General features: G+C 42.7%; 14 protein-coding genes. 13 read left to right on the top strand and 1 reads right to left on the bottom strand.

Annotation, left to right across the window (positions count from 1 at the left end):
* The first annotated feature begins 81 nt into the window (after positions 1-81).
* From ABWT76_RS25375 to ABWT76_RS25315, 13 genes are all read left to right on the top strand, one after another.
* A complete protein-coding gene (locus ABWT76_RS25375) occupies positions 82-2,463 on the top strand; it encodes a DUF4157 domain-containing protein (protein ID WP_354635136.1) in 2,382 nt (793 codons plus the stop codon).
* A 542-nt stretch (positions 2,464-3,005) separates the two neighbouring features.
* Positions 3,006-6,014: a DUF4157 domain-containing protein gene (locus ABWT76_RS25370; protein WP_354635135.1), complete on the top strand. Its 3,009-nt coding sequence runs from the start codon at positions 3,006-3,008 to the stop codon at positions 6,012-6,014.
* Between the two features lie 126 nt (positions 6,015-6,140).
* Positions 6,141-7,070: a YbjN domain-containing protein gene (locus tag ABWT76_RS25365; RefSeq protein ID WP_354635134.1), complete on the top strand. Its 930-nt coding sequence runs from the start codon at positions 6,141-6,143 to the stop codon at positions 7,068-7,070.
* Between the two features lie 215 nt (positions 7,071-7,285).
* Positions 7,286-7,423, top strand: a complete 138-nt coding sequence (locus ABWT76_RS25360; protein ID WP_354635133.1) for a hypothetical protein — start codon at positions 7,286-7,288, stop codon at positions 7,421-7,423.
* 80 nt (positions 7,424-7,503) lie between these two features.
* Positions 7,504-7,872 carry a GIY-YIG nuclease family protein gene (locus tag ABWT76_RS25355; RefSeq protein ID WP_054464794.1) on the top strand — a complete coding sequence of 123 codons (369 nt, stop codon included), beginning with the start codon at positions 7,504-7,506 and terminating at the stop codon, positions 7,870-7,872.
* Positions 7,869-8,090, top strand: a complete 222-nt coding sequence (locus tag ABWT76_RS25350; protein WP_054464793.1) for a hypothetical protein — start codon at positions 7,869-7,871, stop codon at positions 8,088-8,090. Before ABWT76_RS25355 ends, ABWT76_RS25350 begins: the two co-directional genes overlap by 4 nt.
* Before the next feature lie 335 nt (positions 8,091-8,425).
* Positions 8,426-8,611 (top strand): hypothetical protein, encoded by a 186-nt coding sequence (locus tag ABWT76_RS25345; RefSeq protein ID WP_054464792.1) that lies wholly within the window; start codon positions 8,426-8,428, stop codon positions 8,609-8,611.
* The gene (locus ABWT76_RS25340) at positions 8,608-8,829 is read left to right on the top strand and encodes a hypothetical protein (RefSeq protein WP_054464791.1); all 222 of its coding nucleotides are present in this window, start codon (positions 8,608-8,610) and stop codon (positions 8,827-8,829) included. Before ABWT76_RS25345 ends, ABWT76_RS25340 begins: the two co-directional genes overlap by 4 nt.
* Positions 8,810-9,136 (top strand): type II toxin-antitoxin system PemK/MazF family toxin, encoded by a 327-nt coding sequence (locus ABWT76_RS25335; protein ID WP_354635132.1) that lies wholly within the window; start codon positions 8,810-8,812, stop codon positions 9,134-9,136. Before ABWT76_RS25340 ends, ABWT76_RS25335 begins: the two co-directional genes overlap by 20 nt.
* 281 nt (positions 9,137-9,417) lie before the next feature.
* On the top strand, positions 9,418-9,606 hold the full coding sequence (locus ABWT76_RS25330) for a DUF6888 family protein (protein ID WP_054464789.1): 189 nt from the start codon (positions 9,418-9,420) through the stop codon (positions 9,604-9,606).
* A complete protein-coding gene (locus ABWT76_RS30735) occupies positions 9,587-9,796 on the top strand; it encodes a hypothetical protein (protein ID WP_375339275.1) in 210 nt (69 codons plus the stop codon). Before ABWT76_RS25330 ends, ABWT76_RS30735 begins: the two co-directional genes overlap by 20 nt.
* Before the next feature lie 273 nt (positions 9,797-10,069).
* The gene (locus tag ABWT76_RS25320) at positions 10,070-10,318 is read left to right on the top strand and encodes a hypothetical protein (RefSeq protein ID WP_054464787.1); all 249 of its coding nucleotides are present in this window, start codon (positions 10,070-10,072) and stop codon (positions 10,316-10,318) included.
* A complete protein-coding gene (locus ABWT76_RS25315; protein ID WP_054464786.1) occupies positions 10,315-10,722 on the top strand; it encodes a type II toxin-antitoxin system VapC family toxin in 408 nt (135 codons plus the stop codon). Before ABWT76_RS25320 ends, ABWT76_RS25315 begins: the two co-directional genes overlap by 4 nt.
* 140 nt (positions 10,723-10,862) lie before the next feature.
* Here ABWT76_RS25315 and dnaK read toward each other — a convergent pair whose 3' ends face one another.
* A complete protein-coding gene (gene dnaK / locus ABWT76_RS25310; protein WP_054464785.1) occupies positions 10,863-12,785 on the bottom strand; it encodes a molecular chaperone DnaK in 1,923 nt (640 codons plus the stop codon).
* Between the last annotated feature and the right edge of the window lie 115 nt (positions 12,786-12,900).

Below are 12,900 nucleotides of genomic sequence, written 5' to 3'. Positions count from 1 at the left end.
TTTCAGGAGTCAAAAGCGCCGCAGATACAATGTAACAGCAATGTAACAGCAATTCTCCATAGTAATTAGATAGGTGAGATTATGACCCAGACCAAAGCGCAAAAATCCGGATCCTGGACGCCACAAATTCAGAAAAAAGCACCATCCTTGGCGCCACCACCTATCGTCGTGCAGCGTGACGCCGTTGCCGCGCCCACCAGCGAAGCACCGTTATCCGAATATACGCCCCTAGAACCCAATGCCCTGCAAAATCATCCGTTAATGGGGAATATTTCTGACTTGCCGCCCATTCAGACTAAGTTAACTATTGGCGCCCCTGGGGATAGGTATGAACAAGAAGCGGATACCATTGCCCGAAAAGTAGTCAGTCAAATTAATTCACCTACAGCCCAAGCAAAACCAGCCACCAAAGTTTTGCAACGGCAGCCCGTTGGTCGGGATATCACCGTTTCTCCCTTTGCGGGAATGATGCAAGCAAAAGAGGCGATCGCTGGTGGACCTGCTTCCCAGGATTTAGAATCTTCCATTAATCGGGCCAAAGGTGGGGGACAGCCGTTAGATGCCGGTCTGCAACAGTCAATGGGGCAGGCAATGGGGGCAGATTTTAGCGGGGTGAGGGTACATACTGATGGCACATCTAACCAGTTGAATCAATCGATTCAAGCCAAAGCTTTTACCACCGGGCAGGATGTATTTTTTAAACAGGGACAATATAATCCCGGTAGCAAAGGCGGACAGGAATTAATTGCCCATGAGTTAACTCATGTGGTGCAACAGAAGGGTGGTTCCACTGTTCAACGAGAACTGAGTGAACTGACTCTAGACCAGGTAAAATATGCTAATCAAATTCGTCAAGTTAGAGGTTTAGATAATGTTAATACGCGGATAAAATTTGATTCTAAAAAATACGGTAAAAAAATTGAAAAAAATTTTTTAGATCATAAAAGTTGGGATAAAATCAAGAGTGAGTATGGTAGCGATTTAACCATGATGTGGTTATGCTTTGATTATCGTAAATGGTACGTTGATTCCTTGATTTCCAAACTTCGCTCTAAATATAAAGGTTTAATTGCTAAGTCAGTGGGGAGTCAGGATCCGACTTCAGACTATGACATTACTATCTCTACGCCCGGCTCTGGAAATGATGTTAAAGCGATTGAAGATTTTAATCGAGAAATCAAGAAAAAATTTGGGGTTCAACCAGGTACTCTTTTCGATACCAATTTATATGCCAAAGACTATCTGAAGGTGACAGAAAATATTGACGAAGCATCGAAAAAAAACCAAGTTTCTGATACTGACTTAGATGAGCCGGATGGTGGTTTTGGCAAGATGGGTGGCTTGTCACAAGATGTGGCGTCTTTGGTAAAACAACGGCGGTATATGAATCAAATGGAGTGGAATAAATATGTTGAGGAAGTAGTTGCCTCTATTCAGGATGAAAGCCAGAAGAAAACTACGCGACATCAATATGAAGAAGCTGATGCTATTTATCAAATTGCCGCTTACGAACTTCGTGACGAAGTGATGAATAACCCTTCAGAGGAGAATCAAAAAATCATTGCTGACGTTAACAAAAAAACGAAATTAAGTAATGAAGAAGAAAAACTCATCGCTCAACAGCCCAAAGAGATTCAATCAATGGTGAGAGATGAGTTTTTAGGTCTTAAACAACTGCAAGGAGTTACCCACGAAAACTCTGACTTAGTGCTAGAAAAAAGTAATAAGCTTTATTTGCAAAGGATGGCGAAGATTCGCGAAATTCAAGAATTAATTCGCGTTCTCAGCCCGGACAAAGAAGCAGAACAACAAAATAAAGAAGAAATTGAAACTCTCAAAGCACAAGTCAAGCAACTATTAGGTGAAGCTTGTTTCTTTGCGGCTGAGGCTTATCATAGTGAAGGGGCGGTTAAACATATTGTTGCTGGTGTTCAGGGATCTAAAGCAAATCCTCAAGAAAAACAAAGGATTATGAGCAGCCTAAAACCCGAGCATTACTTGCAATCTTTCAATGAACAGTTTGGAGATTTTTTGAAAGATTTAAATCATTATGCCGGGGAGCCTAATGGCAAGATTTTTTATCGATCTTCTAAGTATTTATATCGTCTGTTTTTGGCGGTAGCAGAGTTGCGTTTATACAAGCCAGAATTCAAGGGGTTGGAATATTTACAAATTGAGGAACAACAGGGTAATGCGGCTAATCTTGCACAAGACATTAATGATAAATTAGTGCTGATTCGCAAGGGGGATGGAGAATTTAAGGGGGCATCAGAAGCGAAGAAGATTGAAGCAGCAGAGCAGCAGATGAAAGCAATTTTAAATGTAGATACAGCTTCATCACTGAAAGTGAAAATTCTGCAAATGGCTCAGGAATTTAATAGTGAAGTGAGAGCCAAAATCAAAGATTTGTCCGCAATGAATCCAGAAATATCCAAACAATTCTTTAGGAATATTTATAAATAATAGTTATGAAGATTAACGAAACAATCTGCAATATGCTATCTTTGGGAATTATAGAAAAAACCGATGCTGGGGTTTTTGTTCTAACGTGGCTGTTGCAAAACTGTCCGAACTATTGATGGCTAGTGCTATTTGAATTAGCGGCCCGATCGCCTCTCTTTTCGAGAAAGAAACCGGTTTTCTGTTATGAATATCAGCAGTTATCTGTGGGATTCTATCAAAGAAACCCGGTTTCTAGCTAGGTGGCTGAGAAGCGATCGCCCCTCTTTTTCTATTACCCGCAATATTGTAATCGATTAGACATCTCCAATAATTGCCCTTCACAAAGCCATATCAAGGCTTTATATCTGATTTTTGGAGATGTCTATTCATTACCGGGAAAATATTAAGAAATATCACAATCAAAAAAATTGAAAAATCTGAATATAAAATTAACTATTAACGACTGGGACTAATTGCCAGAGAAATCCTGTCCCATTCACTCCATCGGTAAAATGTGCATCTGGGCTTCATACTGATAGATCACACTGAACCTAGTAGGTGACATGATGACTACAACAAAAGCGCAAAAATCCGGATCTTGGACGCCACAAATTCAGAAAAAAGCACCATCCTTGGCGCCACCACCTATCGTCGTGCAGCGTGATGCCGTTGCCGCGCCCACCAGCGAAGCGCCGTTACCCGAATATACGCCCCTAGAACCCAATGCCCTGCAAAATCATCCGTTAATGGGGAATATTTCTGACTTGCCGCCCATTCAGACTAAGTTAACTATTGGCGCCCCTGGGGATAAGTATGAACAAGAAGCGGATACCATTGCCCGAAAAGTGGTCAGTCAGATTAATTCACCTACAGCCCAAGCAAAACCAACCACCAAAGTTTTGCAACGGCAACCCATTGGTCGGGATATCACCGTTTCCCCCTTTGCGGGAATGATGCAAGCAAAAGAGGCGATCGCTGGTGGACCTGCTTCCCAGGATTTAGAATCTTCCATTAATCGGGCAAAAGGTGGGGGCCAGCCGTTAGATGCCGGTCTGCAACAGTCAATGGGGCAGGCAATGGGGGCAGATTTTAGCGGGGTGAGGGTGCATACTGACTCTTCCGCTAATAATTTAAGTCAATCCATTCAAGCCAAAGCCTTTACCACTGGGCAGGATGTATTTTTTGCTCAAGGACAATATGATCCTGGTAGCAAAGACGGACAAGAATTAATTGCCCATGAGTTAACTCATACTATTCAACAAAGTAGTGCTTCAACGATTCAACGTAAGACAAAAAATATTCCTCAACTTTCGAGTATAGATACCCGTGCTTTAATCAGCACTAAAGCCGAAGATCTTCAAGGATTAATCATCAAGTATAACCAGATTAAGCAGGATGATAAGAATTTCGATCTCCAAAAAGAAATCCTATCGAAGATAAAGGAAATAGCAACAGCGTGGCTTGAGTCCGATGCTGATAGTGCCAAGAAAACAAAAAAACCAGAAGTTATCGATACGCGCACAAGAGCGGAAGAAGAGTTAGCCGAAGTCGCTCGCCAAAAAGAAGAAAAAGTTGCAGATGTTACTCAAGATGATCGGGGTACTTTAGGGAAGACAGGGGTGAGTAATGCATTGATTGATCCGATTTATGATAGTGAACTGTATGCTGAGATTTATGGGGCTGTTCTCTCCAAGCTAGGGGTAGGAAGAGGTGCATGGCGGCGATCGGACGAGTTGAATCAGTTTCGCCAAAAGTTGAAAGATGCTGCTAGAACCCAAGCTGCCACAGATATTGAACAATCCATCAATCATCAGTCACTATCGGGTGATGCTCGTAAAGAATACATTAAAATGAAGGCTAATGTTGAAGCATATGGATTAGCTAAAGGTTCCGTTGATCAGGTGATGAAACAGCAAGCTGAGAAAATTGTAGATAACGTCATACCAAAAGTTTCTACAGTTCTAGATTTGCGAAAAGCTGCCAATGAGCGGGCGATCGACAAAACCCGTAGTTTGATTAGCAAAGATCCTGAATTACAAAATCAGGATAACATTAAGGCCATTAAGAAAGCTGCAATTGAAGCCGCTACTCAACAAGCCAAATCAATCTTAAGTCAAAAAGAACCCGCAGCGGTTGCGATCGCACGTCAAATCACCAAGGGAGATTCTCAACGGCTGGAAGAAGGAGTACTAAAAGAAAAAGTTAAGCAGCAAACCACAACTGATCAAGTGGGGAGCCGAGCAATTCAAAAGGTAATTGAAGCGGATACCTTAACCCAAGGCTTTGATAAAATTGCTTCTTTAATTGATGCTTTTGCCTCTGCTCCTGGAACCTCAGTTTCACTCAATATTGAATTGAGGATTAAAGACCCAATGACGGGAGGGTACTTTATTTCTCAATTTATTGGGGAAGCATCAAAAGAACAAGAAGAAACTGAACCTCTAGAAGTTTCCTTACGCTCAGAATTTTCTCTGGGTGGTGGTTGGGAGCGTTTTGGTTTGGATCTGAACGCCCAAGTAGGTTTCTTCTTTGAATCTACTGCTACTGACACCAAGAAAGCGGTAGGCTTGATTTCTTATGGTTTGTATCGAACTCTCCAAACTAAAAACCTTGATAGTACAGTCGCCAACGCTATTTGGGGTTATGGAGGAAAATCACAACTCAAACATAAAGGAAAAGAAGCAGAAACTTGGGCAACAGCGATGGAAGAGTATCTCTTCAAAAATGCTCAAGGAAATATTGACGAAACATCAAAAGTGGAAGTCGGAGAATTGCTGAAAGGTAAGGCTCAAGCCAATTTAGGCTTTGCTACCGGAGAGTTAGAAGCTAAATTCTCTTATGCCAAACAATATTCAGCAACATCAATTGGTACAACAGCAGTTGGTAAATCTAAAAACCAAACACAGCTAGATAAAGCTTTTGCTGCTAAAAACGTTACCTACATTGAAGTTAATGGCAAAATGGAAGCCTTGGAAGAATTTGCGGGAGGTGAAGCTGGAGTTAAATTTGGCTGGGATGGCACAACTTTCAACAGTGCAGAAATAGAAGCGGCAGGATTCCTCAGTAGTGCCCTAGCTAAAGGTGGCAAGGACTATGGAACCGTTATGAATCACGTTTGTAAAGCGATTGCCGGTTATGTGACTTCTTTGGCAGCCATCGGCAAAAAAGCTTATAATGTTGCCAAAAATAAGGCCAAGACTACAGCGGAAAAAGGTGGTGAAATTACTGGTATTTTCAGTGACTTAGGAATGATGGCTGTAACCATTGGTGATGAAGTCGGAGCCGAGTGGGGCAGTAAGATTGTTAATGTGGCAGGAGAGGAAGTTGGCCAAGATATTATTAAGAGTACCGCTACTGAAGCTGCTATGAATCCTCTTCTGGATATTAAACAGCAATTGAAAATTGGTGGTGGCCTTTCTTGGGAGTCAGGTGAGGGTTTTAAAGTCAACGTTTATCTGAGTCAAGTCAAAGGAATAGCAGTCGATACGGGAGCTTTATTGGGGCAAGTATTCCGCTTAAAGATTGAAGGTGAAGCTACCAATAAAATTGTGAGTAAGACGTTTAAATTTTAAGTAAAGCGTTATCCGTCTCAATGAGCGGAAATTAGTGACTCTGAAACAGAAGTTGAAATTTTACTTTTTAACTTTTTTTTAGAGTCACATAGGCAAAATTATCAGCGCATCATCGCGCAATCAATTATGAACAAAGAAAAATATAAGGTTGGACAAGAAACCCCATTTTTATCTGCCCTGGGAGAACCGATCAATATTTTGGTAGAAGAAATTAATCTCCAGAAGGATGAAAACAATCAGATTGCATCATTAATTTTTACTGTTGCTGTACCCTATGAAACTTATCAAAAGATTATTGATGAATCACTTTTTAACCTTTTTCCTGAAATCGGTATTAGTCATCCCTATAACGATTTTGACGAGAATCAAGTTGAAATAGAGTTAGAACTAAAACCATCGCTAATTACCTACCTGAATCAACAGATGGAAACAGCAAAAGGGTTAGGAGGTTTAATGAATCAAGATGATTCAAGTGGACTTCAAAGCAACTGTTTATTCTATACAGAAAACTGGTTGGCGATCGCTTTCAAACAGGTTGTGTCTTTACCTCCTGAGTTAGCAGAAGATGGGGAATTGAAACAAGGTTATCGGACTCTCTGGCATAATCAGGAATTAATCCGAGAAAAATTGAGTACAAAAGTTAAATCTACCAAAGAGGTTGTGATTGATTTTCTTAATCACAAGAATTGGAAATATGAGGAATTTAATGAGCAAGTTATTAAGCTAGTATTTAATGGAGAAACGGCTCAATGGTCAGTCTTAATTGCAATAAATGAGCCAGAGCAGGAAATTTGCTGTTATTCTATTTATCCTGAAACGATTTCAGAAGAATATCGAGGGCAATTTGCAGTATTTATTACTGGAATTAATTATGAATTGAATTTCGGTAATTTTGAAATGGATTTTGATGACGGAGAATTAAGATTTAGAACTTCTTTACCTTTAAGTAAAGAAACGTTAAACCAACAAGTGTTAGAAAAAATAATTACTGGGAATCTGAATACAATGAATGCTTATGTATCTCAATTACAACAATTACAGTCCGATCTAAATTAGATAAAAGGTTCTGCCTGAAATAATTTGGTTCAGGAAGTTATAGACAATTCTATGGCTATATATAATTATGACTAGGCGATCGCCCTTGCGAAGAATTGAGGGGCGATCGCTTCTTTTCTTCCATTCCCCGCACTATTTTAATCAGACAAGCGATCGCCTCTCTTTTGGACAAAGAAACCGGGTTTTTTTTATGAATATCAACAGTTATCTTTGGGATGCAAAAAAGAAACCCGGTTTCTGGGTGGCTGAGAAGCGATCGCCTCTCTTTTAGAGAAAGAAACCGGGTTTCTTTGATGAATATCAACAGTTATCTGTGGGATGAGATCGAAGAAACCCGGTTTCTCGATGGCTGAGAAGCGATCGCTCTTTGTGGGAAAAACCCTGATGAGCGATCGTTCTTGATAAAATCAGGCAAATACCCTCTTCTGTTTCCATGCCTGACTCTATCCAACAAGAAGCCCGTCAAATTCTCGATACTCTTGTTTTTACTCCCTTCGAGCAATGTCAACCCCTCAGCCGCCAATTTGAAACTATCCCCGCCAGGGTTGGTTTATACGCATTTCGGCACTGCTCCGAAGGGCTACTCTATATCGGCAAAGCCAACAACCTACGAGACAGACTACGCGGCGGACATAAAGCCTTTCTCTGGGGCTGGCTCGATCGCTATAATCCAGAGGATGTGCGAATTGCTTTCGTCACTCTCAAGCACTGGCAAAGACCCGGGTTATTATATGAACTAGAAACCCTCATCCTCCAAGCCACCAATCCCCCTTACAACGTAAAAATCCCCAGAGAATTATGACTCAAACCTTAACCAATCAACACCTTTCCCCAGAAGCGATCGAGCGGCTGGTTAATTATTTGCCTGACTACATAAAAGCTGCACTTTTGGAAAAGTCTGCTGCATTTGAATGTTCCCTTGAGGCTACAATTGAAATGGCAATTGCCAACTTCTTAGATGAAGAAGCATTGAGCTTTGAAGACTGTCTTCTCGCTCAACGGCTGAACAATAAGCATTAATAGTGCGATCGCATTTTACTCGCCTTTTACTCGATGGGATCAATTTGTCCTCAATGCGATCGCTTTCAACCTAATCCGATCGCACTACAAGATCGGCGATCAGATTGGGTTGAAAAAATATCAGCGATCGCCTCTCTTTCTCTATTCCCAGCACTATTTTAATCCGAGGCCCGATCGCTCTCTCTTTTGGACAAAAAAACCGGGTTTCTTCATATCAGCAGTTATCTTTGGGATGGAAAAACAAACTCGGTTTCTGGGTGGCTGAGAAGCGATCGCTCTCTCTTTTGGAGAAAGAAACCGGGTTTCTTTTATGAATATCAACAGTTATCTTTGAGATGCTTTCGAAGAAACCCGGTTTCTGGATGGCTGATGCGCGATCGCCTCTCTTTTGGAGAAAAAAAACCGGGTTTCTTCATATCAGCAGTTATCTGTGGGATGCGATCGAAGAAACCCGGTTTCTGGGTAGCGAAGGCGCGATCGCTATAATTGGAGAAATGTCACCATTAATCTTTATCTTATGAGAAGCCAGCCAATCAATATCACCTACGAAATCGATCTACAACCTGGTGAACTGCTTCATCTACCTCCCGAATTAACTGCCCGGATTGGCGCCGGACGCTGGTTGATTACAATTCAACCAGTATTATCCCCTCAGTATCAGCCAAAGCGCAGTCACGATGCTTTTCTGAATAGCTATGCTCCAGAAGACGAGGGACTCTATGATGATTACACCCGGTGATATTTGGGTTGCCGAAATCCCATTTACCGACGGGAGTGCCGCCAAAAAACGCCCAGTTCTAATTTTATGGCTGGACGCTCAAGACGCGATCGTTGCTGCTGTAACATCTGCATCCCCAAGATCAATAACTGATGTAATCCTCCAAGATTGGGAAAAAAGTGGTTTACGAGTCCCCTCAGTCATCCGACTCGCCCGATTAGATTGTTTGGAAAAATCTCTCTTGATTGCTCGCATTGGTCATATTTCTCCAGCCGATGCCCAACAGCTTATAGATGTCTGGAATTCTCATGTCAACCCCAAGTTTTAGTCCGATTTCCCGCGATCGCTCTCTCTTTTAGAGAAAGAAACCGGGTTTCTTTTATGAATATCAACAGTTATCTTTGAGATGCTTTCAAAGAAACCCGGTTTCTGGATGGCTGAGAAGCGATCGCCTCTCTGGTCGTTTGGCTAGTGGGGATGAAACCTAAAGTGTTACAATCTAGCTGATGACGACAGAAATTGCGCGATCGCAATATCAGACAAAAAATGAGCGGATCGAACTGGTGAACCAGAAAAACAAATACTTGGGGATGTTCGTGGTGACAAATAATGCCTAGTGTAGAACAAATGATCGCCTGTGTGCGAGTTTGTCAAACTTTGTCTAACTTCTATACCGATATTCATCTATTTCGCTATGACGAAAAAAGAAAAGAAATTTACATTTTAGCCGGGGAGACGATCGGCATCACAATTTTTAGCAATGGAACTTGGGAGTTAGATGATGACACAGAAGCTTGACTTTCAAAAAATGAGCCGAAAAGAACTTAGAACTTATGTTCTGAACCACCGGGAAGATGAAGAAGCTTTACGGATCTATATGGATAGAATGCACAATGATCCTGGTGTTATTCGACAAATTGGGGGCTTGAATGAAGCGGATCTCAAGTTCCTTGAGCAAGCGATCGCCAAACAAGTGAAAGATCCCTAATTTTGCGCGATTCCCGCTTCGGGATCCGCTAGAAGCGCGATCGCCTCTTTTTTCGAGAAAGAAACCGGGTTTCTTCATATCAGCAGTTATCTTTGAGATGCGATCGAAGAAACCCGGTTTCTGGGTGGCTGAGAAGCGATCGCCTATCCTTGCCATAGAAGGATTACCGGAATCTCGGCGTAATTGTTCTATAAATTCTGGATATTTCTCCATATCTTATTTTGGCTAAGGTGGATGCTAAACTAAAAACAATAACCATCAAAAATACGACAAATGGAACCACAAACTTTAGAAGGAACTTGGGAAGAAATTCTCCAACATAGTGCTGAATTAGCTGGTCAGCGAGTCAGACTGACTATTTTACCCCATGAATCTTCAAATGCCTCGATGATTCCCACTCTAGAGCAAAAATTAAAAGGAAGAGTTGGACGAGTAAATTTTCAGCCATCAGACTTATCTGAACGAGTTTCAGAAGCTTTTACAGACCTTTTAGATACTCAAGCTTCATCATTAAATCAATGACAATTTGCGATGCTTCACCCCTAATTGCCCTCATAAACTCAGGCGATCGCAATCATCAACGCTGCCTGGAAATTTTACCATATCTGTCAGACCCCCTGATTACCACTTGTGCTTGTTTTACTGAAGCAATGTATTTGTTAGGTCGATATGGGGGGTGGTTCGCGCAACAAGAATTATGGGATTATGTTTCTGATGAAATCTTAGTCATACACCATCATAGTTTAAACGAACTCACCAGAATGGAAAGTTTAATGGCTCAGTATCAAAATGTACCAATGGATTTAGCGGATGCTTCTCTAGTAGCGATGGCTGAAGTGCTTCATCAAAGACAAATATTCACTCTCGATCGTGATTTCTATATTTATCGATTGTGGGGAAATCAATCCATTGAGGTTGTCCCCTAAACTGATCACAAACCAGTCAGAAAAATCACGGCGATATCCAACAAAAAAAAGACCTGAGTCAATTCTATCGACTCAGGTCTTATCCAACTTATCTATCTAGCACCCAATTTAGGGTATTAAAACTAGCGACGAATCACCACTTACTTAGTTTCCGAAAACTCGGCATCAATCACATCATCATCGCCACCGCTGCTAGAACCACCGGGAGCTTGTCCGCCAGCACCAGGGGCGCCTGCTGCATCTGGGCCGGGGGCTTGTCCGCCCGCTTGTTGGTACATATTCGCACCAATTTGATACAGGGCTTGTTGCAATTCGGTCGTCAAAGACTTGATTTGATCGAAATCTTCCTTAGTCACCGCATCCCGCAAATCTTTGATCAAACCTTCTACCTTGGTCTTATCAGCCGCAGGCACCTTATCACCGAACTCTTTAAGCTGTTTCTCCGCTTGATAAGTCAAAGTATCCGCTTGGTTCTTCATATCAATCTTCTCACGGCGTTCCTTATCGGCAGCGGCATTAGCTTCCGCTTCCTTCACCATGCGATCGACTTCATCAGACGGCAGAGTCGAAGCACCAGTAATACTGATCGACTGTTCCTTACCAGTGCCCTTATCCTTAGCGGTCACGTTCAGAATACCATTCGCGTCAATGTCAAAAGTCACTTCAATTTGCGGTACACCACGGGGGGCAGGGGGAATTCCATCTAAACGGAAAGTTCCCAAACTCTTGTTATTGGTGGCCATTTCCCGTTCCCCTTGCAGAACGTGGATTTCCACATTGGTTTGACCATCCACAGCGGTAGAGAAAACTTCTGACTTCTTGGTGGGAATAGTGGTGTTGCGAGGAATAATCTTAGTCATCACACCGCCCAAGGTTTCCACACCCAAAGATAGGGGAGTCACGTCCAGCAGCAGGATATCCTTCACTTCCCCAGCCAGCACACCGGCTTGAATGGCCGCACCCACCGCCACCACTTCATCGGGGTTCACGGTTTGGTTGGGTTCTTTACCCATTAATCGCTTCACCAGTTCTTTGACGGCGGGGATCCGGGTAGAACCGCCCACCAGCACCACTTCATCAACATCGGCATTCTTGAGTTTCGCGTCGCGCATGGCGTTTTCTACGGGAATGCGGCAACGGTCAATCAAATCAGCAGTCAGTTCGTCAAACTTGGCGCGGGTTAAAGTCACATCCAAGTGCTTTGGCCCATCTTGGGTAGCGGTAATAAAGGGCAGATTAATTTCCGCTTGGGTAACGCTCGACAGTTCGATCTTGGCTTTTTCCGCCGCTTCCGTTAAGCGTTGCAGGGCTTGCTTATCTTTGCGGAGATCGATACCTTCCGCTCTCTTAAATTCTTCGGCTAAATAGTCTACGATTTTTTTGTCGAAGTCGTCCCCACCCAGGTGAGTATCCCCAGAAGTAGCCAACACTTCAAATACACCGTCGCCCACTTCCAGGATAGAAACGTCAAAAGTTCCACCCCCTAAGTCAAACACCAAAATGGTTTCATTGCTTTTCTTGTCCAAGCCATAAGCCAGAGAAGCGGCGGTGGGTTCGTTGATAATCCGCAATACTTCAATCCCAGCAATTTTACCCGCGTCTTTGGTGGCTTGCCGTTGAGAGTCGTTAAAGTAAGCGGGAACGGTAATCACTGCTTGAGTGACTGGTTCTCCCAGATAGGTGCTGGCATCATCAACCAGTTTACGCAGCACTTGAGCCGAAATTTCTTCAGGAGCAAACTGCTTACCACGGGTTGGACTATCTAATTTAACATTGCCATTGACGTTAAGAACTTTGTAAGAAACTTCCGTGGTTTCGTGGGTCACTTCGTCAAATCGTCGCCCGATAAACCGCTTGACGGAATAAAAGGTGTTTTCTGGGTTCATTACCCCTTGACGTTTGGCGATTTGACCAACGAGTTGATCGCCGTTTTTGGCAAATGCGACCACCGATGGGGTGGTGCGACCGCCTTCTGCGTTGGCGATCACGGTGGGTTTACCCCCTTCCATTACTGCCACACAAGAGTTTGTAGTTCCTAAGTCGATGCCAACTACTTTACCCATACCGTTATTTTCACTCCACTGATAACAAAGATATTATTTATGGCTGGCGCCGAGTTGTTCACCAGCGATCTGGGAATGCAACCGGCAATTTGTTTCCAGCGCTCCCATATTGTTT

The sequence above is a fragment of the Planktothricoides raciborskii GIHE-MW2 genome (assembly GCF_040564635.1).
GTDB classification, from domain to species: domain Bacteria; phylum Cyanobacteriota; class Cyanobacteriia; order Cyanobacteriales; family Laspinemataceae; genus Planktothricoides; species Planktothricoides raciborskii.
Note: the sequence above shows the minus strand (reverse complement) of the source record. Positions and strands in the feature narration are given on the sequence as shown.